This window comes from Fontisphaera persica (assembly GCF_024832785.1).
Lineage (GTDB): Bacteria > Verrucomicrobiota > Verrucomicrobiia > Limisphaerales > Fontisphaeraceae > Fontisphaera > Fontisphaera persica.
The window spans coordinates 656,048-679,460 of sequence record NZ_CP116615.1 but is presented as its reverse complement, the minus strand read 5'-3'; the positions used below and the strand labels follow the sequence as shown (position 1 = coordinate 679,460).

Below are 23,413 nucleotides of genomic sequence, written 5' to 3'. Positions count from 1 at the left end.
GGGCTGCGCCATTAAAATAACAGGGGAGACAAGTAGTACAGGCAGCCGGATTTGAGCTGTGGCACCTTGATGCCCAAATCCACCTTGATTTCGGTCGGCTCGCTTTTGCCCAGGAGGCGCAAAATCCGGGTAATGTCAAAGGGCATGCCATAAGTCACCAATTGAGGATCCGAGACCCCTGCCAGACGGGCGGTGTATTTCACCGCGTCGTCAAAAGTGCCCAACTGATCCACAAACCCATGTTCCAACGCCTGTTTACCGGAAAGGATGCGGCCATCGGCGTATTCCTCCCAATTGGGGCGCAGATTGGGAGCGCGATTCATTTTGGCCGCGTAAGCGCGGCCTTCTCGGACACGCGTTTTGAAGGCATCAAAGGCCTCGTCAATGAGTTTCTGCACCATGGCACGTTCTTGTTTGAGCACCTCGCGCTCTTCCGGGGTGAGGTTGTCCAGGTCCTTGGACCCGCTGAGCATGTCCTTGAATTTGCCACTTTTATAAACTTCGGGACGCAATCCGATTTTATTCATCAATCCACGGTAATTGTATCCCTGCATGATGACGCCAATGCTGCCGGTAATGGTCAAATCATGCGCCACAATCCAGCGGCAGGGCGCGGCCACGTAATATCCCCCGGACGCCGCCAGCGCGCTCATGGACGCCACCACGGGCTTCTGGGTCTTGTTTTGGAAATCACGAATGAGCTGGTAGATGCGGTCAGAGGCCAACACCTCGCCGCCAGGAGAATCAATGACCAACACCACACCCTTGACGCGCTTGTCTTCCTCAGCCAACTTGAGCTGGGCTTCGATAAGCCGCGGCAAGTCCAAATCTCCGCCCATGGCGCTGGCAATGAGGCCCTCAACGTGCAGAATGGCCAGCTTGTCATGGCTTTCCCCTTCACGGACCAGCACTTCCACCAAATTAGGACCGGCTTTGAGGCGCGGCTGTCCCAGACTTAAACCATCCACGTCCAGGCCGCCAAAGGCGGAAACAAAATTAAATAACATGCTGCCCGCCAGCATGACCAACAACAACAGGGCCACGATCATCCAGCCGCGGCCCTTGCTTCTTTGCGGCGGGGTCATCGGCGCTGGCGTTACCGGCAGCGGCGGAGGCGCAAGGGGCGCAGGACGGGACGCAGCAGCCTGAGACGGAGGCGGATTCGGCTGCGGTTGAGCTGCCCCATCAGCAGGTATGTTATTGTTTTCCATAGCAGGTAAAGCGTACTTCACTCCGCCCACCGGAGCAAGTGGCATCGGCAGGTTCGCCATAGACTCCCCAGGCGTTTTTGAGCAAGCGGAAAACACACAAAAGAGTTGGAAGAACGGCTGGGGAGTTAAGGCGGATATTGAAGTGGCGGGAGGGGAAGGATACCATAAACAGCGATTATTTTCATGAAAACGGCCATCACCAAGGGTGCAACTTTCCTGCTCCTGAGCTCTTCCTGCATTCTTATGGGACAGGCGGCGGCAGAACGCATTGGCCAGCGGCCCTACGAAATGGATTGGGCTGGGCGTATGGAAGACCACGTGCCTCCGCTGGTGGATTTTGAAGACTTGAGCGGGTGGCAGGTAAAAACACAGCAAGCATGGGCCACTTTCTTTCGCAGCCGCGAGCAGCAATTATGGGGGCGGCATGTCGGGCGGCTGAGCTACCGCGCAACCGGCCAACAACCGGAAATCATCCTTCACCCGCCGCAACCCGTACCCATCCGGGAAGCGTTCGATGCGGTGACGCTTTGGTGTTATGGCAATAACTGGGCCTACGCGCCCGATCCCCACACTCCGCCCGTAACCCTCACCGTCGCATTTCGGAACTCGCGGCAGCAGAAAGTGCGAGTGAACCTGGGTCGGGTGGATTGGCAGGAATGGCATTTACTGCACCGGCGATTGACGCCCGAGCAAGCGGCAGCGGTGAAAGAAGGCGCGGTTTTCGAGGCGCTCATCATTACCCAGGGCCGCAACCTTCAAGAAAGGGTGTTGTATTTCGACAACCTGGCGGTGTTCACCGAAACCTTCCCTCCGCTATCCTTTGCTCCTCGCCCCCGCCGCAATTTGGCGTTGTTTCCCGGACAATCGCCGGGAGTGAACACCGGCCCCGGCACCCTGCCCTTCCCTACCCGTGAAGAAACCATTCTGCCGCCCAATCTCACCACCAAGTTTCAAACGCAGGTCCTGCAGGCGGGCCACGATTTTGTGCTGAAATACACGGGAACTGACGGGCATTTGGAATACCGCCTCACGCCCGAAACCGGAACCTGGTCTGACTGGCGGGTCCTCTGGCAACCTGCCGGCAAGGGGCCAGCCTCCGAATTTCGTCCCTGTGTGGGAGGCGGCGTTTATGTGCGGACACCTTCGGGAGAACGTTTACCGGAAAAAATGAGTCATCAGGGCACCCGGCTCGTGGATGACGTGGTGGAATCGCACTGGGAGGCCTCCACGGAGTCCGGACCAAAGAGCTTAATTTACCGGTATCGTTTGCGGAATAAATCACTTATCATGGATGTGCTTGCTCCAGGTGGCTGGGTGCATGAGGTACGATGGGGGCTGGCCGAAGGTTTGGAAAATCCCCGCCTCGTAGCCAATCCCTACTACCCGGCAGAAGGCAGACACCCGGCGGTGGTGGTGAGCGGCCCCACCAACCGCCCTCTCTTCCTAAGCGGCCACGTGGATTGGTACCGCTCCAATGGCTCGATCCTCTGGGCCAATCCATCCCTCGGCAAACAGGGGGTGACTTTTCATGGGGGCACTCGCTATCGGCCTTTAACCCAGGGAAAATTGAACGACTGTTTCGAGCGTTTTTTTCTCACCGTGACGCCGCACTATGAGGAAACCCTGCCCATCGTGGCCAATCCCGTATCGCCATGGAAACACATTACGGGCACGCGCTTATGGTATGCCTACGGCGCCTCAGACCGCCAGCGGGACGCGGATTTCTGGCGCAACATCCACCGGTGGGGGATGACCGATTTAATCATCACTGACCATGAGACGATGTGGCGCGATGGAGGCGAAAGTTTCACTTTTCGCACCCGTCCGGCGCCCGGCAAGGGAGGGGAGGCAGGCCAATATGCTTATGCACGATTGCTGCAGGACGAGCTGGGTTTTGTTTATGGGCCGTATAACAACTTTACCGATTTCTCTCCCGTCAATGAATACTGGCACCTGGACCTGGTGAGCCGCACCTCGGACAACCAGTTGCAAACCGCCTGGGCGCGTTGTTACGCCCCCAAACCGGCCCGGGCGGTGGAGTTCTGCGAGCGGCTCAGCCCGTTGATTCAAAAGCAGTTCAAGTTCAGCACGGCGTATTGCGATGTGCACACGGCGGTGGCGCCGTGGCACCGCGTGGACTATGACGCACGGGTGCCCGGCGCCGGCACGATGGCGGCGGTGTTCTATGCGTACGGCGAGATCATGCTGCTGCAAAAGGCCGCCTGGCAGGGGCCGGTGTATTCCGAAGGCGGCTTCCATGCGTTTTATATGGGGTTGACAGACGGAAACTATGCGCAAGACCAAGCCTATCGGCCGGCAGAAAATCCTTGGCTGGTGGACTTTGACCTGCGGCGGCTGCATGACCTGGGGTGCAATTTCGGCATGGGTAACACAGAAATGTTTTATCCCGGCCAGAGGCGTCCCGCGCCGAAGACCCCAGAACTACAAGTCTGGTTGGACCGTTTCATGGCGGCCACGGTGGCCTTTGGTCACAGCGGTTTTTTGTGTTTCGACGACGGCCTGCGCTCGGCGTTGCGCAGCTATTACCTGCTGCTGCCGCTCCATCGGCGGTACTGTCTGACCCATGTGGTGGAAATTCGTTATGTGGACGCGCTAGGACGGTTGTGGGACACCACTGCGGCGGTGGCTAATGGGGTGTATCGCCGATCGCAAGTCGCCGCCCGGTACGCCGACGGCACGTGCACCGTGGCCAATGGTAGCTCCACCGAACGCCTGCGAGCGCGGCTTTGGGGGAAAGAAGTGGACTTGCCGCCCAATGGCTTTGGCGGGTGGACGGCTGATGGGCAGGTGGAGGTATGGTCCACCGAACAAGACGGTCATCGGCATGACTATGCCACCGCCCCTACCCACCTTTTTATTGATGGACGCGGCCGGTTCATTCGCCGTCCCCTCGCCGCGGGCAACGGCCTAGGCATCTGCCGCCTGTTGACTAACTCAACCTACGAAGTGCTGCTGTTTGAAGGTGCGGAGTGCGGTTTTGCCCTGCCCGCCGTGGAAGCAGTGGCGCTCGACAAGGAGCGGCGCGAACTGGGAGCGGCGGAGGTGCGGCGTGCCCGAGGGCTTGCCTATGTCGTGCCCGTGAAGGGCGCGTTCAGCTACCGGCTGCGCCCCACGCAATCCAAGCGAAGCGAAATCGCCTTGCGTTGCGAGCGGGATGCAGTGGTGCCTGGAGAGGTGGTGGTGGTCCGCGGGAAATCTGCCCATCAGGTGCAAATTCCGGCGGATGCCCAGCCTGGTCAAAGGCTTTGGATTGAGCGCGAAGGGAGCTGGATTGACTTTACGGTGGCACCGCTCGCCAGCATCACCGCAGGGGCGCACGAAAAGGCATTGGAATTGACCCTCACCAGTCACCTGGCACAGGCCGCCCTGTTTGAAGTGCAGGCAGGCGATGTCATAAAAACGGTGCGGTTGGCGCCCAGGAAGCCATCACGTCTCGCGCTAGAATTGCCTGCGCCCCAACAGGAGGACGCGCGGGTCATTGAAGTCGTCTGTTCCGCCAACGGCTTGAAACAAAAGCAAGAATACGGTCTGGTTTGTGAGTTCAAGCCGAAGTTGCTGCAACGTCTGGAAAAGCCGGAGGCCATCGGCATCGCGATGCGCGGACAGGCGGAGGGAGAAGACTTGAGCCGCACGGGCGCACTGGCTGAAAGACGCCCCTCCACGTGTGGGGAAATCACGCGGCAGGGGTGGTTTGTGCATCCCCCCTACCTTGGCGGGGTGGGGTACACCTGGTTGCGTTTTGGGCCCATCGTCATACCTCATCGCGCCGAAGGTGTCGCCTTGCGTGCCTGGGTGGGCAAGGCCAACGGCAGTGATTTGGGGGATGGCCTGGAATACCGCGTGGTGGTGGTGGACAGCCGGGGACGGCGTACCGTGGCCGGCCGGCAAAAGGTACTACGCCACGAATGGCAGCCTCTGGAGGCCGACCTGTCACCCTGGCAAGGGCAGCCGGTGACCATACAATGGGAAACCGACGTAGGCCCCAAGGATAATTCCAGCGGCGACTGGGGTTGCTGGGCGGAGGGCCGCTTGGAGACTCTGCGGCCAGCGTGGAATTACAGCCTGGTGGCCAACGTTGCTTTAATTCGCAGGGAAGCCTCTCCCCTACCCCTCGCGGGAGTGACGCAGGAAATGCTGCGTCGTGCCCGCCGAGGCTGGCTCCATTTTGAGGGACGCGGGGTGGAAGGACCGGGGCCTTATGTGATGTACGGCCGGCTAAATGGCCTGCCCATCGGCGAGCTGCCCGGGGCTTACGCTCGCGAGGAAAAAGGTGCTTTCGGTGCAGCCCGCATGGAATTGCCGGCTGCTATCCTGGGCACCTTGGGCCGGCGCAACCGCCTCACCGTTCAAAACCCAAACCACGATTACTTCGCCGTGCGCCGTTTCTGGTTGGAGGTGGAACTGGCCGATGGGCGGCGGTGGGCCTCGGAAATTTCCACCGCCACCTTCACCCAGCCCCCGGGCTGGCCCACGGCCGAAGGAATACTGGTGCCTTTTGGCGAAGAAATTGCCGTGGATGTGTGGTTTGAGGTGGCGCCGTAATTAGGCCAGGGCCACCTGGCCGCGAATGACCCGGGCAAAATAGGAATCGGGCCGGCGCAGCAGCTCCTCCGGCGCTCCCCATTCCGCCACCTCGCCATTTTGCAGCACCAAGATATGGTCCACTTTTTGGATGGTGCTCAGGCGATGGGCAATCATGATGGTGGTGCGCCCGCGCATCAATTCAAACAAACTCCTGACCACCAACGCCTCATTTTCCGCGTCCAACGCGCTGGTGGGTTCATCCAAAAGTAAAATGGGAGCGTCCTTGAGAAAGGCGCGGGCCAAGTTCAGGCGTTGCCGTTCGCCGGTGCTCAACCGCGCGCCGCCGTCGCCCACGGGAGTTTGATATTGTTGCGGCAGAGCCATGATGAAATCGTGCGCGCCGGCCGCCCGCGCTGCGGCCTCGATTTCCGCCAAAGTGGCGCCAGGCCGGCCATAGGCGATGTTGTCGGCGATGGTGCTGGGCAGCAAAACCGGTTCCTGCAAGACGACGGCAATGAGCGAGCGCAAATCGCGCAATTTGATGCGGCGCAAATCCTCGCCGTCCAGCCAGACTGTTCCCTGCTGCGGGTCAAAAAAACGCGGGATGAGGTTCATGAGGGTGGTTTTTCCAGCCCCACTGGGGCCGATGATGGCCAGCCGCTGGCCTGGCGCCACCGCAAAGGAGACCTGCTTTAACACGGGCCTTGCAGGCTCATAACCAAAGGAAACCCGTTCAAACTCCACCTGCCCCCGCACGGCAAGCGCAGCCGGACTGGCCCCGGCAGCAGGTGCTTGTCCTGCTCGCACGGCCGGGCGGGCGTCGGGAGCGTCTTTGACCTCTTCGGGGGTATCCAGCAATTCAAAGACGCGCCCCGCCGCGGCGCTGGCGGTCGAGAGAGTGGCACCTGCATGAGAAAGCTGGTTGAGCGGATCGTACAGTTGCGCCAGATACGCTAGAAACACCCAAAGCTGGCCGATGGTGAGCTGTCCAGCCATGACCTGCGAGGCCCCCAGCCAAACGGTGAGGGTCATGCCCACGCCAAAGGCAGCACTGATGCCCAGCCAGTAAATTAATTCCCACGAATGCTGGCGCAGCCGGGAGCGTTGAGCCACCTCCGTCTGGGCCACAAAAGTCTCCTGCTCGTGGTCTTCACGGGTATAACTCTGCACCAGGGGCAGGGTCTGAAGGTTCTGCTGCACCAAGGAAACGACGGCACTGTCGGCCTGCTGCGCGGCGGCGCCCTGTTCATACATGCGCCGGCCCAGCAGGCGAATAGCTGCCACCATCAACGGCGCGGTGACCAGCGCAGCCAATGTCAGGCGCAGGTTGATTTGGACCATCACCACCACCATGAACAGCAGGGATAAAATGGCGGAAACCGTGGTGACGAGGCCCTGCTGAAACAAAGTTTGGAAGGAGTAGGTGTCCCAAGCGGCACGGTAGATTAAATCGCCCAGCCGCTGCCGCTGATGAAAGCGCAAGGACAACCGCTGCAGACAGGCAAACACCGTGTTGCGCACACGCCGCAAGCCCCGCAAGCCCATGCCAATGGCAAGGTAATTCTGAGCCGTGGACAACAAGCTGTGCAATAGATGGGTTCCCAGCACCATGGCCACCAGGGCCAGCAAAACAGGCGACCATGGGCCGTCCCCGCGCCATTCCCCCGCGCCCGGCAGCCAGGAGGGCAGCGCCTTCTGTCCCAGCAAACCATCCACAATCCAGGCCACCGGCCATGGCTTAATCAAGTTGGCGCCAATGGTGCAAACCAACAGCACGCAAATACCCAAAAAACGCGGCCAGTCCGGATGAAAAAAAGTCAGGGCCCGCCGCCAGATACGGATGATTTGAGGAGGCTGGGTGCTCATGAAACCTGTATTGTATTGGGCGGCGCGCAACGGCGGGATTCGGACTCACGCGCCACCAAAGCCCAGTAACCGGCATGACATTGCGGTGTCAGGGGTGACCGGCCCAGCGGGTGTCCATTCAAGGCCACCGCTTCCACCACCCCCAGCGTGCTCATGGTCACAAAGACGCCCTCGGCCTGAGCCAGCACATCGGGACCGGCCAGAGTTTCGCGCACTTCCCAATCCCAGCGGCGGGCAAGCTCCAAAATCACCTGGCGGGTAATGCCCGGTAGGGCTCCGGTGGTCAGGGGCGGCGTGTGCAGTCGCCCCTCGGTCCACCAGAAAAGATTGCCGGCAGCGGCCTCTGCCAAATGTCCCTCAGCGCTCAGCAGCACGGCCTCTTCGGCGTCGTGGGCTTTGGCTTCGAGGCGGGCCATCACCTGCCAAAGTTTGTTGCAAGTTTTGAAATGGCTCAGTGGATGGGCGGGGGGCAAATGGATGGAGGAAAGGTGCAATCGCCATTCCCTGGGCTGGCCGGGCGCCACCGGTTCAAGGGGATGGGTGCTGATAACCAAGGCAGGGGAGCTGTTATCTGGGGGTGAGTACCCTCGGGCGCCAACACCGCGGCTGACCTGCAGCCGCATGACGGCATAACGTGCCTGGTTAACGGCCAGCAGTTGAATGATTTGCTCCTTGACCTGCCCGGCGTTAAAGGGCAACGCCACCCGCATTAACTCCAAGCCCCGTTGGAGGCGCTCCCAGTGTTGCTCCCAGCGAAAAGGCCGGCTGTTCCACACCAGCAAAGTTTCAAAAAGCCCATCCCCATAAAGGAATGAGCGGTCAAACACGGATACCATTGCCTGAGACTCGTGCACCAGGCGGCCATTGAGCATTACAAAGGGCATGACATTTACTCCCCGCGCAGCGCCGGAATGGCGCGTGACCCCTTCTTACCGTCAAGGGCACGGTGGAATCAAGCCTGCGCTGGCAGGAGAAAACTGCCCGTGCAGCGAAGAGCCGGCGAATGCCGGTTTTATTCCGCCGTGAGGCGATAGAAGCGCTGCGGGGCAGTCAGGTTGTCCTGCAAGGTTATCGTAGCTCCTGCGGCGTTGGTGGGAGGCGCCACGTCCAGCCAGACGGCATCCGTCAACTGCTGCTTGTATTGCAGGCGGTAGGTGACGCCGGGCACCGTGGCAAAGGTCAGGCTCAACCGGCCGTTGGCCAGGGAAAGACCACCCGGTGGCAACTGTGGAAGCGCGCCCACGGTCACTTGCAAGGTGTTGGTGGCACTCATGGGTGGCGTGCCGTCATCCGTAACCCGCACCACGATTTGATGCGTGCCCACCTCGGCCAGAGTGGGAGTCCAGCGCAACCGGTTGCCATTGGTCAAGGTCACCGAAACCGGCGTGGGCGGCAGGAAACTAAAGGCGAGATTTTGCGGGGGCTGGTCAACGTCAGTCGCCACCAAGTCGAGCTGCAAGGTTTGCCCCACCAGCAGGCTGCGGTTGGGCAAAGGCGCCAGTTGCGGCGGCGTATTACCCGGAGTGATTGAGGCCACATTGGCTCCGCGCGGGGTGGGCCGGCTCAAGGTGGTGATGAGCGAGCTGCCGTCAGGATAACGCCCCAGCACCACGTTGCCGGTCATGTCCCCGAAAGTCACCTCGTCAATCACGGAGCCGTCCGGCCCGTAGAGGCCGATGGACTCGCCGCGGCGCGCGAGGGCAAAGTTGACATGCAAATCCACTTCATTCGTGCTGTTCAACTCGGGCCGGTTGTCAGCCCAGACCAAGAGGTAGCCGCGCGGCGGAATGGTATAACCCGCGGGAATGCGGAATTGAAGCTTGTTGCTGGGATTATCGCTTAAATACAACCCTTGGAGGTTGATGAAATTGGTGGTGGGATTATAGAGCTCGAACCAATCTTCATAGCGCTGGTCGGGCGTTAGCACGAGGGTATTGTCGGCCATCCATTCGTTGATCCGCACCACCGGCAACGCCAGATCGGTGTTGTTGGCCCAACCTGGTGTGGGATACATGAATTTTTGGCGATAGAACATCTGGCCGTTGGGATAATCCCCATAACTCTGGTCCGGCGCCAGATTCGTGTAGTTCAAATAATCCAGCACCTTCAACCCCCCGTCCACCGGCATCACCAGCGCCACCGACCCCGCCCCCCCGCTCAACCGAAAGTTCGTGTGCAGATTCGTCCCCGCACTCTGCCCCTCCTGCCCATCGCACCACACCACCCGATACTCCCCAGGCCCCAACACCGTCCCCGCCGGAAACGCCCACTGCCCCAGGTTCGTGTACTGGTTCGCCAAATACCACCCCGTCAAATCCACCGCATTGCTCCCCCCATTGTACAACTCCACCCACGGCTCCCGCTCCCCATAGTTGTCCACCCCCCCCCAGCCCCATTCTCCGCCTGCACCTCGTTCAAATACACCCCCGGCAGCTCCGGCAACAAACCCTCCACCGGATTCCCCAACCCCGGCGACCGCCCATACATCGAAGCGTGCACCACAAAGTTCGAGGTCACAAACGCCGTCACATACACCGTCAAATTGCTCACACTGTCGCTCGGCAAATACCACAAACTCACCGTGTACGTCATCCCCGTCTTCAACACCAACGGCTGCGACAACGACTGCGCCGCCTGCGTCACCCGCCCCGTCGCCACCAGCCGCAAACTGTACTGCCCGCTCCGGCTCACACTCCCATCTCGCACCGTCGGCTGGGTCATCGTCCCCTTCACCCACGTCCCCTCCAGCGGCGCCTCAAAATCCCCGTTCACCACGTAGTTCGTCCCTCCACCCACTTCGGTCCCCTCCTCCACCCGCAAATCATCCACCCACACCTCTCCTGCATTGGAAAGTTGAAAATATAAATTGGTCCAATTCAACGTGGCCCGGTTGGACAAACTGAAATACTTGAACTTCCATCCCTGCCCGTCCGCCCAGTTCAACGGACGGCTGTGGTCCCGCCGCCCGTCCACCAACTGCAATGCCGCCCCGCCCCCGGCCGCCTTCAAGGACCACGGCAAATTCGGCTCGTAGCGGACCCGGTCCACCACAATTTCCTGGCCGTTGGTACCGGGGCGGAAAAGCGTCAGGGTTTCGCCGTCTTTCTGCAGATTCCCGGGAAACACGTCAAACACTGAAATGCCGCTGCCGTAGGCGGCGGTGAAGGCGGCCCGGTCTTTGGCCAAGATGAGCCGCTGCTGTGGGAGCAGCAAGGCTCCCAAGGGGAAGTCATAGCCCAAGCCATTGACGCGCCAGCCGGCCAGGTCGAAGGTGACATTGGTGGAAGCATTATAAATTTCCACGTATTCCGCATTGGTCACTGCCGCGTTGTACATAATTTCGGAGAACATCACCGTGTTTTGCGGATCCGGTGGGGTGCCCGTAAAGGTCACGGCACGCGAGATTTCCATGCCGGGAATGGGATTCCCCTGCGCATCCCGGCCTTCGATGAGCAAGCTATTACTGCCCGAGTTGAGGACGTAATTAACACTCCAGTCGCGCACACTGGTCCAGTTGATGGGATAGGCCTTGCCATTGATGGTGATGGTAAAGATATCCACCGGGGCCTGGCCGCGAATGACCAGCAGGTTGGTGTTCTGGCTGGAAGGAATGGCCTGCACGCTGAATGAGGCGGCATCTTCCGCCGCAATCTGATTAAGAATGCTCGCGCGGGCGGAGCTGATGAAGGTTTTAACCGCGGAGGGCGCCCGCACGCTGGTCTGGCCGTTGAGCACAAAGGCCTGATAACGGACATCCATAAAGTCATTCAAACGCGGGTTGCTGAACGGCCCGAGGCAAACCTGCTTGAGACCGCGCCAGTAGGCGCGCCGATAAATCGGTGTATTGTAAAACTTCGGCATGTTCATGTCGGCGGAATTATACTGAAACAATGCCGCGCCCGGAGCATCGGACTCCGTGCCGCCGTCGTTGGGACTGTTCAACACAATGTTGAGGTCGAAGATAATCAGCCGCCATTTGTTCACATCGCCCTTGTAGCCGTACATGTTTTGGGCATTGCGGTTGCCGAAGCTGTCCCAGTTGCCCACCGCATGCTCGACGGCAAAAGTCTTGAGCCATTGCTCGGTGTCCACCAGCGGCTCCATGGCGGACACGAAGGCGGAGCCGGTTTGGGAAGCAGCCTCCACCAGTTGAAAGACATTGGTGTAATCATTGGCGGTGCCTTTGGCCGCGCGCGTCAGGTAATTATGCCGGTAACGCGCCAGTTTATGCTGACCCTGGCTGTAATAGGCATTGAGGGTGCACCACGACTGGTTGTTCACCGGCGAGGAGGCGCCGGAGGCGACATCGTTTTGTTCAAACCAAGGCTGGAGTTTGTAGAGCTGGCCGTCGGGATCATCCGGCCAGTATTGTTCGATGACATCGCCATTCGGTGTTTGCATGTCTTCCATGAAGGTGCCGCGGCGGACGCCGTTGACATACACGGCCACGTAGCGCCGATAAAGCCAGGGCAACCCCACATACCGCGCTACAGCATAAGCCACCTGCTCCCGCTGCAGGGTGGGGTCATCGAATGAACCATTGCCGGGGCCGTGCAGCTTGTTGAAGTTCTCCGTCCCCAGCATTAAATCATCCTCGGGCAATTCCACCGAGTAATGGCAGTTGTTGCCCACCGGGCTGTTAAATCCTTGATGATAGGGACTGCCTGCGTACCGGGCGCCGATGTGGTGGATGACCCGGAAATTGCCATAAACCATCGTGCCCTCCACTGGCTCATTGCTCAGCACCGGCCGGTTAATCCACGAGTTGACCGCATTCTGGGTGAAATACATGCGGTACGTGCCGAAACTGGAGACGGGCTGCAACTCGCCAAACCGCACCAGATGCTCACGCGTATTGATGCCTGACCCAGCGGGAAAGACGGCGTTACGCCCGCGCAGGTCGGTGGCTGAGATTTGATAGGCCACCAAGGCACCGGAAGCCTGGCCCGCGATGGTGGCCGAATAAAGGCCGTCGCCCGCCACCGCATCACCACCCGTGCCATTGTCAACCATGGTTACGGAGGTGTAGGAGCCGGCAGTGTCCAAGCGGTAACGCAACACCAGGTTGGTCACCCCATCCGGATCATGCACCCGCGCGGTCACCACCACGGCTTCGTTCGCCGCCGGCAAAACAGGCGCATAAGACACCTCATAAATCGCCGGAGCCGCATTCGTCTCATAGCGGCTGTTGCGCGCGCCCGGCGTGCCCAGGTTGGTGGGGATTTCCAGACGCCGACTGGCCTCAATGTAGTTGCCGTGCAGGCGAACCAACATTTCCGGCCAGCCGCACAACCAGCGCACCCTGGCCCGCAGGGTGAAAGTGCCGCTGCTGGGCACGGTGGTGAGGGGCACCAGGCAGCGATTGGCCAGGGTGTCCCCCCGCCCGCTCGCCCGCACGTGCAGGCAACGCCCGCCGCCTTCCCCGCCCGAGGTGTCCACAGTGGAGCGGGCGTGATTGCCGCGCATGAGCCAGCCCGGACCCCCTGTTTCAAAGTTGCTGTCGGCGGTGGAAATCAAATTCTGGCCGCTGGTGTTCAGCACGGCCACGTTATCCACCAGAAATTCGCCCGCTTCGAGGGACAGCACTTCAAAATGCGAAGCGGTCTGCGCGCCGTGGTCCATGGGGCCGGTGAACTCCACCGTACACCAGGGGGCTTTTTGCGTTTCATCACTATCGGCCCAGTTGGCAGCCAGCCGATGATTGGCACGAGGATCCTTAAGTTCCAAACTGCTGCCGCCGCCATTGGCCCACTTGCCCCACTGGCCGCCGCGGCGGTAGGCGACTTCATCCACATCCACATAAATGGTGTCGAAGTTGGTCACCGTCTGGCCCTGGGCATTGGTGGAGATGGTCCAAACCTGATCCGGCATCGCCAGTGCCAGTCGCTCGCCGCGATTGGCCAGCGAACCGGAATAGTTGCCCAGCACGATGGCTGGGTTAAGCCCGGGATATTTATCAAGCAGATTCGTGCGATTCTTGGCCACCACGAGGTAACCGCCGGCCGGGATCACGGTGTTGGCGGGAAAGGTATAGGCGATGCCATCCCGCAAACGCCAGCCAGCCAAATTCCAGGCATTTGTGCCCTGGTTGTGCAATTCCACGTATTCGTCATCCTCCAGCTCCGACAACGGCTTGTACATGACCTCGTTGATCACCAGATCATGGATGCGAATGGCATTGTTGTTGGTGCCGGGGGTCTGCGCCTGCAGCGGGTAGATGTCACTGGCTCCGTCAGGAAAGCGCCCGCTGGAAACCCCGTTGGCCTGGCCCTTGAATCGCACGCAGTCCAACACCGCGTTGTCTTCGGCGTTGCGGAAATAAATCGTTTCCCCGCCAGCATCCAGGGCGAAGCCCAGGGCGGTTTCGGTCAAGACCAGAAAACCCCGCGCGGGGAGGGTGGTGCCGGGCGGAAAAATGTATTTATTGGTGGAGGGATTATCCGAAAGAGCGCAACCGGAAATGTCCACCGGCTGTGTGCTGCGATTGTATAGCTCAATAAAATCCACCGCCGGCAGATCCGTGTGTGCCAGGAACTCATTAATGACCACATTGTGCCGGGCGGTTTGCCGCAAACCGTCCATGCGCCCGGGCGATCCGCCCACCTGGGCGCTAATATCCCATGCCTCGGCCCAATCTTCACCATAAGAGGGACACGCCAACACCAGTGAATGGCCGGTGCCATCCGCCCCTGCAGGCCACGGGGTTTCGCTGCGGTAATTGACTTCCAGAACAATGGCGTCAATTTCGGTGCGCAACCGGACACGCCCAGATTCGGCCAGGCGTCCCTCGTAAGGCCCCATGACATTCGTGATGCCATAAACGTGCCGGACGGCGTCCGGGTCCTTCGCAATGACGAGGTATTCATTGCCGCCCAGCAGGAAATTGGTGGGAAAACGAAAACCAATGTCCCCGGCCAGCCGCCAGTTGGAGAGATCCTCGAAATACGGATTGGAATTGTAGATTTCCACAAATTCCAAATCATTGGTGCCCGCCCAGGCGCCCGGTTTGTACATGATTTCCGTGATGGCCACCGGTGTCTTGCGGCTCGAGGGGCCGGGCGGCTCACGCGTCAGGCGCGGCTGCGCTGCCTGCGGATTCACCACCGAGGCAAGCTCCCGAAACTCAACCTGCGTCTGCCGGTTGGTGCTGCGGGACGCCGTGGCCAGCCCAAAATAAATCGTGGAAGGCATGCCGATGGTGGCCGTGCCGGTCTGGACCCAGTTCAGGCCGTCATAGCTGACAAATCCCGTGAACACACTGCCGAAGCGTTTCAAGCGAAGGTAGGTGTAGGGATGATTCACCGGCTGCCCGCCCGACATGCTCACGGAACCGCCCGCCGCGGTGCGCGACAAAAATAAAACACCCACCGCCCCCGGCGTGGCCACAGAAGCGGCAAACGCCGCGTTGGCATTGAGGTTTTCACGCGCCATCAGGCCGGCCTTGGCCCACACATCCGACGGGCTGAAGTTGGCCACCCGCACGCTGACATCAAAATCCCCCGTGCGCTGCTGATACACAAAAAAGAACTGGTCACTGGTGCTGTTGATGTCCGACCCGCCGGCGGTGACGTTGTAGCCGCCGCTCACGGTGGAATAAGCGCCCAGTGCGCTGGTGCTGCCCACATTCGCCTGGTTGAAGCTCACGGCAACAAAGGTGGCCGTGCTGTTGGCCGCCAGCAGATTGCCTGCCTGCGAACGATCCCGCAGATTATTTACCCGCACTGTGTAGGTCACATTTTCCGTCATGCGACTGACCGTCAGGAGAATGTTGGTTTTGGCGCTGCCCACCGCCGCGTTGGAAACGACGAGGTTACCCCCACCGCTGGTAATGGCATAATTGGCCACATTCGTTGCTGTTTCGGAAGAAATGGATTCATTGAAAATGAGCTGGACCAAATTCAGGCCTTCAGCGTATGCCCCCAACAGGACAGGCGCATTGGTATCGGCGCGCACGGTGACCACTGCCACCGCACTGGTGGCCGACTGCGTCACGTTGCTCACCACGTTCTGCGCCACAAACCACACCCGCGACCCATTCCAGCTCAACGGCACCTCCTCCACCACCCACACCGCCCCCGTCGCCCCCACCACCGCCTCCCCCTCCCGATACCACTGATACCCAGGCGCCGGATTCCCACTGGCTCCCCCCACCAACTCCACCCGCCCCAACTCCCCCACCACCACGTTCGTCGGCGACCGCGTCACCACCGCCGGCACCTGCACCGCCGACACCACACTCACCACCACGTTGTCTATCTGATTCCCCTCGTCCGTAATCCCGTCCGCATTGTCATCCACCCACATCACATACAACTGACCCCCCACCGGCCAGTTCACCTCCCAACTCGCACTCAACCGCCCCGGCCCCGCCAAACTCAACTCCGGCACCACCACCCAATTCCCCGCCAGCCCACTCGTACTGTACAACACCAAAAATCCCGGTATCTGCTCCCCACTCTCCGTCGCCTTGATATAGTCATACGTCAAACTCACCCGCGACACCGCCGACCCGCTCTGATTCTGCAACCGCAGCATCAACACCGTCCCGTTGTTCCCCGTCGGCCGCGTCTGCACATACCCCCCGCTCGACGACCATACCCCGTTGCCCGTCGCCCCCGGCGGATTGCCCCCATCGGCCCCCAACGCCACGTTGATGTCCGCCGCATTCAACGCCTGCGCCGCATTCACCAAATCATTGCTCACCCCGCTGGAAGTCGAACTGCCCCCAATGCTGTAGGTGCTCCAATCCCCCGCCCCAGGCTGCGTGCTAAAATTCTCCTGATACCCATTCGGCCCCACCAACGCCGCCTGAGCCACCGAAGCCAAGGCGAAAAAGAAAAAGAGGAAATAACGCATCATAGCCGCCTTTTTTGTTTATCAGTTAAAATGATTTTTAATTACGCATCTACTAATGCTTTACAGCTTAAGTCATGCCATGATTTCCCAGGCCCGTTGTCTCGAGCAGAACTCTTCACGAATAGCTCACAAGTTGTTGCCCAGGAATGACTTGAGCAATGCGAGAGGCTGAGGGAAGCTGGTCCCACAACGCTGGACTGTGCGTTGTGCACTGGCGGCGCATGTTCAGACCGGCGCCGCCACGCTGACAAAAAGCTAACCGCAACATAGGGCTAACGGGGGCAAACCATGTTACAAAATGGTGACAGACGCAATAAAAAAGCATCAGAAAAAATTTCTGCGTAAAGGCATTTCCCGGCCAGAGGAAAAAATGGATATTAAAGCTGTGAAAACTGCAAAGACTTTGCTGGCGTGCCTGCTTTTCTGGCTGGGCCACGCCATGGCGGCAATGGCAGCGGATTATTTCCCTCCGCCTGAGTCCCAAGGTGGTTGGCGCATTTTAAGCTCCGACGAGGACCTTCGCCGTTTAGGTGGCGTGGACCCCGATAAAATGCGCGAATTGCGTGACTGGCTGCTGCAGAGCGACCAGCGCAACTTCGCCGCCGTCGTGGTGCGGCATGGTTACGTGGTCCTGGAGGTGGAGCGGGGCAACAGCGCCAAAACCCACACCGGCCGGGTGGCCTCTGTTTCCAAAGCCATTTGCGCCACCGTGCTGGCCATTGCCAGCGAACAAAGCCAGCAGGGCTTGACTTACAGACGCATGCGCTTTTCCGATGCCGCCTTTGACTTTATCCCCTGGGCGCAGCCGCTGAGCGACCCGCGCAAAGCTCGCATCACCGTGCAACAACTGCTGAATCACACCTCTGGCATTTGCCCGGAGGCCACCGGCGCGCCGAATGACTGGCGTTGGGAGTACATCCTGGGCCATAGTGGCGATCCACGCACCGAACGCCTGGCCTTTGCCCCGGGCACGGGCTGCGGTTATTCCACGCATGCCTTCGCCCACGCCGCACTGGTTTGCGAAACCGTGACGGGCAAGCCGTTCGACCAGTTTGCCAGGGAAGCCCTTTTCAAACCGCTGGGCATCGAACGCTGGTGGTTTCAGTATTATGAAGGAGATGAACGGCATGGCCGACATCCCTCGCACGGTGTGGGTTTATCAGCACGCGATCTGGCCCGCATTGGCTACTGCTTTTTACGGCAGGGCCGCTGGCAGGATCGTCAGATCATTCCGCCGTGGTTTATCAAGGAGACCGCCGCGCCCACGCATGAAGTTCAAAGTTTGGAAATGCGGTGGAAGCTCAACCCCCGCATCTTCAGCCACGGATGGGAGCTGCCCGCGCTGCTGAATCCCGAATCCGGGCGCAGCGGCGCCGGCATCCCGCCTGATGCGCGCTCCAAACCCGGCTCCGGCGGCCAGATTTTGGCCTTCATCCCCAGCCTGGATTTGGTGGTGGTGCGCCAGACCGGCAGCAGCGGCGAGTGGCAATTTGAAGAATACCTCCGCCGCGCCTGTGCCGCGGTAGTCTCTGCCCCTGCCCTGCCCTGAACCGGCGGCCTCCTGCCGCCGCTTGCTTGTGACCGCGAAATCGAGTAGGGTTAGGCCATCCTGCAGCGCGCCCGTAGCTCAGTTGGACAGAGCAGCTGCCTTCTAAGCAGCGGGTCCCGCGTTCGAATCGCGGCGGGCGTGCCAATTGGCCTACAGCCGCGCAGCGATTACACTGCCGCTGGATGATAGGGTGGGATGGCGGGGTTTTTACGTTTAGGGGTTGTGGGAGCAGGTAGGGACGCCATTGGGGTATTTTTATGATGCGCAAGGAATCGTTGGACTTTTTGCAAACGCTGGTTAATACGCCCAGTCCCAGCGGACAGGAGCGGCGTGGCCAGCGGGTATGGCTGAATTACGTGCAGGCGTATGCGGAGGAAACCTTCAGCGACGCCTATGGCAACTGCGTGGCCGTTTTGAACAAAGGCGGCAGCCCGAGGCTGATGTTGGCAGCGCATGCGGATGAAATCGCCATGTCGGTGAATTACATTGACGACCAGGGTTTTATTTACGTGCGGAAGGTGGGCGGAGTGGACGCGGCCATTACGCGCGCGCAGCGGGTGGTGATTCACACGCGCCAGGGGCCGGTGAAAGGCGTCGTGGGAAATGTGGCGCCCCATTTGACCAAGAATGATGGTGAACGCAAACTGCCCAAAATTGAAGACCTGTTCATAGATATTGGCGTGCGCAAGCGCAAGGAAGCCGAGGCGCTGGTACGCATCGGTGATCCCATCACGCTCGCGGACGAATTTGAAATATTGCGGGGAGACATCGCCGTGGCCCGCGCCTTTGACAACCGCATCGGCACGTGGGCAGTGGCCGAGACGCTGCGGCTTTTGGCCCCGGAGAAAAAGCGGCTCAAAGCCGAGGTATGCGCCGTGTCCAACATCATGGAGGAAGTGGGGTTGTTTGGCGCCCGGCAGATTGCGTACTCGCTGAAACCGGATGCGGCGCTGGTGGTGGACGTGACGCACGCCACGGATTATCCCACCGTCAGCAAGCAGCAGCATGGCGACATCAAGCTGGGTGCAGGACCCGCCTTGACGCATGGCTGCTGCAATCATGCCGCGATGGTGGAGCGCCTGGAAGAAGTGGCCAAAAAGCACAAAATTCCTCTGCAGCACGAGGCCATTTCGGCCACCAGCGGCACGGACACGGATGTAATTTTCTGGACACGCGGCGGCATTCCGTCGGCGCTGATCAGCCTCCCCAACCGCTACATGCACTCGCCGGTGGAGGTGGTGAGTCTCAAGGATTTGCAATACATTCCGCAGCTCATGGCGGCCTTTGCATTGTCGCTCAAGGCCGGTGAACAATTCAAAATCAAGATCAACTAATGCTCCCAACTATGAAAAACATGCTCACCTCTCTGGCTGTGCTTGCCCTGATGGGCGGCGTGTGCTGCTTCGCCCCCCTGGCGGAAGCCGCGCAAAAACGCATCCCCGTGATTTTAGACACCGACATCGGGGATGACATAGATGACACTTGGGCGCTGGGCATGATTTTGCTCAGTCCGGAAGTGGATTTGAAGCTGGTGGTAACGGATTATGGCAAAGTGAATTATCGCCCGCTCATTGTGGCCAAATTTTTGCAGGCCGTCGGGCGCACAGACATCCCCATTGGGATTGGCGTGGACGAAAAAGCCCACGGCAGCGGCCCGCAGGCGTCGTGGATCAAAGGGTACAATTTGCAGCAGTATCCCGGCAAAGTGTACTCCGACGGCGTGCAGGCGATGATTGACATGGTCATGAGCTCGCCGGAGCCAATCACCCTGCTGTGCATTGGCCCGCTACCCAACATCGCGGAAGCGCTCAAACGCGAGCCGCGCATCGCGCAAAAGGCGCGCTTTGTGGGCATGCACGGCAGCCTGCGCGTGGGCTACGGTGGCAACAAACAAAAAGTGGACGCCGAATGGAATGTGCGGGCCGATGTCAAGGCCTGCCAGGCGGCGTTTGCCGCGCCATGGGAGATGACAATCACGCCCCTGGACACCTGCGGTTTGATTGTGCTGCAGGGCGAGCGCTACGCCAAGGTGCGCAATTCGCAGCATCCCGTGGCCAAAGCCATCATTGAGAACTATCGTGCTTGGGAAGCCGATCGCAGCAAAGGGGACACCAAGGCCGTGGAGTCACGCAGCAGCACCCTGTTTGATTGCGTGGCGGTGTACCTGGTCTTTGCCCAGGATTTATGCAAAATGGAGCGACTGGGCGTGAAAATCACCGAAGACGGTTTCACGCGCATTGATCCCGAAGGTAAAATGGTGAACGCCGCCACCGAATGGAAAGACCAGGGCGCCTTTGAGGATTTGCTGGTGCAGCGCGTGACGGGCGGGAAATAATCCATTGGCTGAACCAAGGCGGTAGGGCCGCCCTCCGAGCGGCCCTCCCGCAATTCAAACTTACTCCCCTACCCCTGCTTGGGCTTGGGCGTGGGCTGTTCTTTGAACAGCATGAGAAACAAGGCCAGGATTACCAGCGAGCCATAAGCGGGCAGCAGCCAGATGTCTCGCCAGTTGCTCATGGGTTTGGATAAGACGGCCGGGGGCTGGGCCACGAAGGTGGAGGACGGTTTATAACTTTTAGGCTGTATTGGAGGCTCCGCGCCGGCGTCCCGCACAGGCTCAAAAAGCTGCAAGATGGCAGCCGGTTTTTCCAATCCTTTGACCAACCCCGCCACATCCACAGCCAATGCCTCTGCATTGGACGGTTTCTCGGGCGTCACATTGAACACGCCGCCACTGCGTGAGACATACAGGGTGGCGGGTGCGCCGTTGGTCACCACGGCAATCACCTGGCCGAAAGCCGCCTGGCCCTGGGACTCCCACCGGGCATAGCCTCCAGGACTCCAGCTTTCCGCCGGCACTGCCTTGTGGCGCACCGGGTGCACCTCAGGGAAGGAATAACGGTCCACGACCCAGCCGGAGAGGTTGGAACCCACAAACATGCCCGCTCCCAAAGTCACCAGCGCGATAAAGCCCTGGGCCTTGGCGCGGATGGATTCGTTGGCCTTCTGATCCACGTAGATGTAGGCCGTCACAAAGAAGAAATCATAGCAAATGCCGTGCAGAATGATGCCCAGATACAACATGCCGGCCAGCCCCAGCAGGCCCACCAGTTGGTCCGCATGCAAACCGCCCGCCGGAATGGCCGCATTGTCGCCAAACGCGAACAGGAAATATCGCGCCGCCCATGCCAGCATGCCCACCGCCAGCATCCACTTCACGCCCAGCCGCACAAAAAAGAACGGCATGACCAGCAGAAAGAAAATTTCGGACATCTGGCCCATCGTCATTTTGCGGGGAATTTGGGAAATGTCCAAATCAGCCAAATAGGCTGGCACAAAAGCAAAATAAAAGGTCAAGGGGATGCAGAATAGAAACGCCCCCAGCACGAACACCAAAAATGAGCGCTCTTTGAGGAGGCTCAGGGCATCCAGCCCCAGAATGTCCCGCACCGTGACGCGCTGTCCGAGCTTGGCGGGCGGTGTGTGGGGAAGGCTCAAGCTGTACAATCCCATCAAAACCGACACGACAGCGCCGATGACAAACGGCCAGGGCGTGGTGTTGGCCTTGACGCCCAGCATGCCCACCACAAACCCCGCCGTAATCCAGCTAATGGTGCCCAGCACGCGGATGCCGGGGAATTGCTTGCCGGGGTCCGTGAGGTGATGGAAAGCCAGTGAATTGGTCAATGCCAGGGTGGGCATGTAACACAACGTATGCGCCATCAAGAGGGGATAAAAAGTGGCAAAAGTCGTCGCCTTGGATGCCCCAAACAAACAGGCCCCGCCAAGAATATGCAATGCAGCCAGCACTTTTTCGGTGGCGAAGAATCGGTCGGCCACCATGCCCACAAAGAACGGTGAAATCATGGCCGCCAGCGCGGTGGTGCTGAAAGCCAGACCGATTTGCTGGCCGCTGAAATGCAGGGTGTCCTTCAAGTACGGCCCCATCGTCACATACCAGCTCCCCCAAATGAAATACTGGAGGAACATCATCCCTGAAAGTTGCAAGCGCAGTTTGGTGTTCATGTGTGGCCGCAGGTTAAACGTCCGCAGAGGGCAACGCAAGCCCGGACGCAACCAAGCAGGCTGACTCATGAAAAAACAACCGGGGAGGCTGGTCGGCAGCCTCCCCGGTGAAGCCTCCCGGGAGTTGGAGCCTTCTGGCCCCTGCTCTATTTCTCAAAATTCTTCAGATTCTCCTCAAACATCTCGCGCTCGTCGTCCGACTTGGCATGTTTGATGGCCAATTTCTGTTGTTTGATGGCCTCTTCCTTTTTGCCGGAATCAAACAGCGCGCGCGCGTAAGTGTCGAGCACACTGGCATTGGTCCCACCGCTGTATTTCACGGCCTTCTCGGCCATGAGCAGCGCCAGCGGAATGTCGCGCTCCTTGACATTGCGGTCCGTCAGAATGGCCCAGGAAAAGTCATTGAGGAGGCCAGCATTTTTGGAGGGACTGTCGGCCAGTTTCGCGCGCAACGAGGCTGCTTTGAGTTTGTCCGGCCGGCGCCCCACCGCGGCATAGTATTCGGTGAAGTCCTTGCGGAATTGGGCGTCGGTCTTGTGCTCCTCCAGAGACCAATCCTTGGGCGCCAGCTTGACCAGCTCGGCTTCCATCTTCTTGGCGGAAGCCGGGTTTTCCTCCAGGGCTTCATCATATTTCTCCAGCAGCATTTGGAATTGGATGATGCGGGTCACCTCAGCGGCCTTGAATGAGGTGCCGTCGGGCATCACGCCACCCAGTTCCTTGTCCAAGGCCTCCAGTTCCTTGCCCATCTGGTCCACTTTGTCTTTTTCCTCACCTTCCGCCACCGCCTGCACAAACTGTTCAAAGAGCTTTTGGGCTTTGATGCGTTTTTTGGCTTTTTCCAGGTCGTACTTGCCATCCACCATGGCCTGCAAGGTCTTTTCCAGGTCCGCCATCGGATGCCCGTGCCAGACTATGCGCCCGCCCTTGTCCACGATGAAAGCATGAGGAATGCCGTTGATGCCGAACGCCGCCATGTAGGCCTTGCTGGTTTTATCGTTGTCATCAATAGCCACCCGATAATCCATTTGCTCTCCCATCTTGGTGACAAAGGGCTTGACCGTATCTTCATCCTCGTCGCTGATGCCGACAAACACCACCCCCTTGTCAGCAAACTTCTTCTGCAGCTTGGTCAGATGCGGAATGCTGGCGCGGCAGGGGGGACACCAGGTGGCCCAGAATTCCACCACGTAAATGTTTTTTCCGTCGGTGACATCCACCGATTGCCCTTTAATCCACTTGGCAATGGATAATGAAGCTGCCTTGTCCCCCAGTTCAGCCGCTGCCAGCGGGGACAGCCAGCTCCCCAGGCACAGGGTGACCATGATTACAGAAACGGAAGTCAGGATTTTTTTCATGA

Annotated in this window: 11 protein-coding genes and 1 tRNA gene; 5 read left to right on the top strand and 7 right to left on the bottom strand. The window is 59.6% G+C overall.

Annotated features, from left to right (window positions below):
* Positions 1 to 11 precede the first annotated feature (11 nt).
* Complete coding sequence (gene sppA / locus NXS98_RS02605) at positions 12 to 1,085, bottom strand: signal peptide peptidase SppA (RefSeq protein WP_283846910.1); 1,074 nt, start codon at positions 1,083 to 1,085, stop codon at positions 12 to 14.
* Positions 1,086 to 1,394: 309 nt separating this feature from the next.
* Between sppA and NXS98_RS02600 the strand changes: the two genes are divergently transcribed.
* Entirely contained in the window at positions 1,395 to 5,774 is a 4,380-nt protein-coding gene (locus NXS98_RS02600) for a hypothetical protein (protein WP_283846909.1), read from the top strand.
* On the opposite strand, the gene NXS98_RS02595 is transcribed toward NXS98_RS02600, so the two are convergent.
* The 4 genes from NXS98_RS02595 to NXS98_RS02580 all read right to left on the bottom strand — a co-directional run bounded on the left by NXS98_RS02595 (position 5,775) and on the right by NXS98_RS02580 (position 16,481).
* Positions 5,775 to 7,622: an ABC transporter ATP-binding protein gene (locus NXS98_RS02595; RefSeq protein WP_283846907.1), complete on the bottom strand. Its 1,848-nt coding sequence runs from the start codon at positions 7,620 to 7,622 to the stop codon at positions 5,775 to 5,777.
* Positions 7,619 to 8,506, bottom strand: coding sequence for an aminotransferase class IV (locus NXS98_RS02590; RefSeq protein WP_283846905.1), 888 nt, complete (start codon positions 8,504 to 8,506; stop codon positions 7,619 to 7,621). The genes NXS98_RS02595 and NXS98_RS02590 overlap by 4 nt, the downstream gene beginning before the upstream one ends.
* A 128-nt stretch (positions 8,507 to 8,634) precedes the next feature.
* Entirely contained in the window at positions 8,635 to 10,002 is a 1,368-nt protein-coding gene (locus NXS98_RS02585; RefSeq protein WP_283846904.1) for a lamin tail domain-containing protein, read from the bottom strand.
* Positions 9,933 to 16,481: a lamin tail domain-containing protein gene (locus NXS98_RS02580; protein WP_283846903.1), complete on the bottom strand. Its 6,549-nt coding sequence runs from the start codon at positions 16,479 to 16,481 to the stop codon at positions 9,933 to 9,935. Before NXS98_RS02580 ends, NXS98_RS02585 begins: the two co-directional genes overlap by 70 nt.
* Positions 16,482 to 16,863: 382 nt before the next feature.
* Between NXS98_RS02580 and NXS98_RS02575 the strand changes: the two genes are divergently transcribed.
* The 4 genes from NXS98_RS02575 (at position 16,864) to NXS98_RS02560 (ending at position 20,362) form a co-directional block, all read left to right on the top strand.
* Complete coding sequence (locus tag NXS98_RS02575; RefSeq protein ID WP_283846902.1) at positions 16,864 to 18,027, top strand: serine hydrolase domain-containing protein; 1,164 nt, start codon at positions 16,864 to 16,866, stop codon at positions 18,025 to 18,027.
* Positions 18,028 to 18,094: 67 nt separating this feature from the next.
* Positions 18,095 to 18,171 (top strand) — tRNA-Arg (locus tag NXS98_RS02570).
* A gap of 113 nt (positions 18,172 to 18,284) precedes the next feature.
* Positions 18,285 to 19,361, top strand: a complete 1,077-nt coding sequence (locus tag NXS98_RS02565; RefSeq protein ID WP_283846901.1) for a M42 family metallopeptidase — start codon at positions 18,285 to 18,287, stop codon at positions 19,359 to 19,361.
* A gap of 11 nt (positions 19,362 to 19,372) precedes the next feature.
* Positions 19,373 to 20,362 carry a nucleoside hydrolase gene (locus NXS98_RS02560; RefSeq protein ID WP_283846900.1) on the top strand — a complete coding sequence of 330 codons (990 nt, stop codon included), beginning with the start codon at positions 19,373 to 19,375 and terminating at the stop codon, positions 20,360 to 20,362.
* Positions 20,363 to 20,430: 68 nt separating this feature from the next.
* Here the strand turns inward: NXS98_RS02560 and NXS98_RS02555 are convergent, their stop codons facing one another.
* Together NXS98_RS02555 and NXS98_RS02550 are read right to left on the bottom strand one after the other, a co-directional pair.
* A complete protein-coding gene (locus tag NXS98_RS02555) occupies positions 20,431 to 22,053 on the bottom strand; it encodes a nucleoside permease (protein WP_283846899.1) in 1,623 nt (540 codons plus the stop codon).
* Between the two features lie 146 nt (positions 22,054 to 22,199).
* Entirely contained in the window at positions 22,200 to 23,411 is a 1,212-nt protein-coding gene (locus tag NXS98_RS02550) for a TlpA disulfide reductase family protein (RefSeq protein ID WP_283846898.1), read from the bottom strand.
* Between the last annotated feature and the right edge of the window lie 2 nt (positions 23,412 to 23,413).

Bases quoted from the DNA above. Each gene is read 5' to 3' on its own strand.
- NXS98_RS02555 (WP_283846899.1), bottom strand. From the start codon at position 22,053: ATGAACACCAAACTGCGCTTGCAACTTTCAGGGATGATGTTCCTCCAG.
- NXS98_RS02590 (WP_283846905.1), bottom strand. From the start codon at position 8,506: ATGCCCTTTGTAATGCTCAATGGCCGCCTGGTGCACGAGTCTCAGGCA.
- NXS98_RS02580 (WP_283846903.1), bottom strand. From the start codon at position 16,481: ATGATGCGTTATTTCCTCTTTTTCTTTTTCGCCTTGGCTTCGGTGGCT.
- NXS98_RS02550 (WP_283846898.1), bottom strand. From the start codon at position 23,411: ATGAAAAAAATCCTGACTTCCGTTTCTGTAATCATGGTCACCCTGTGC.
- NXS98_RS02565 (WP_283846901.1), top strand. From the start codon at position 18,285: ATGATGCGCAAGGAATCGTTGGACTTTTTGCAAACGCTGGTTAATACG.
- sppA (WP_283846910.1), bottom strand. From the start codon at position 1,085: ATGACCCCGCCGCAAAGAAGCAAGGGCCGCGGCTGGATGATCGTGGCC.
- NXS98_RS02560 (WP_283846900.1), top strand. From the start codon at position 19,373: ATGAAAAACATGCTCACCTCTCTGGCTGTGCTTGCCCTGATGGGCGGC.
- NXS98_RS02600 (WP_283846909.1), top strand. From the start codon at position 1,395: ATGAAAACGGCCATCACCAAGGGTGCAACTTTCCTGCTCCTGAGCTCT.
- NXS98_RS02595 (WP_283846907.1), bottom strand. From the start codon at position 7,622: ATGAGCACCCAGCCTCCTCAAATCATCCGTATCTGGCGGCGGGCCCTG.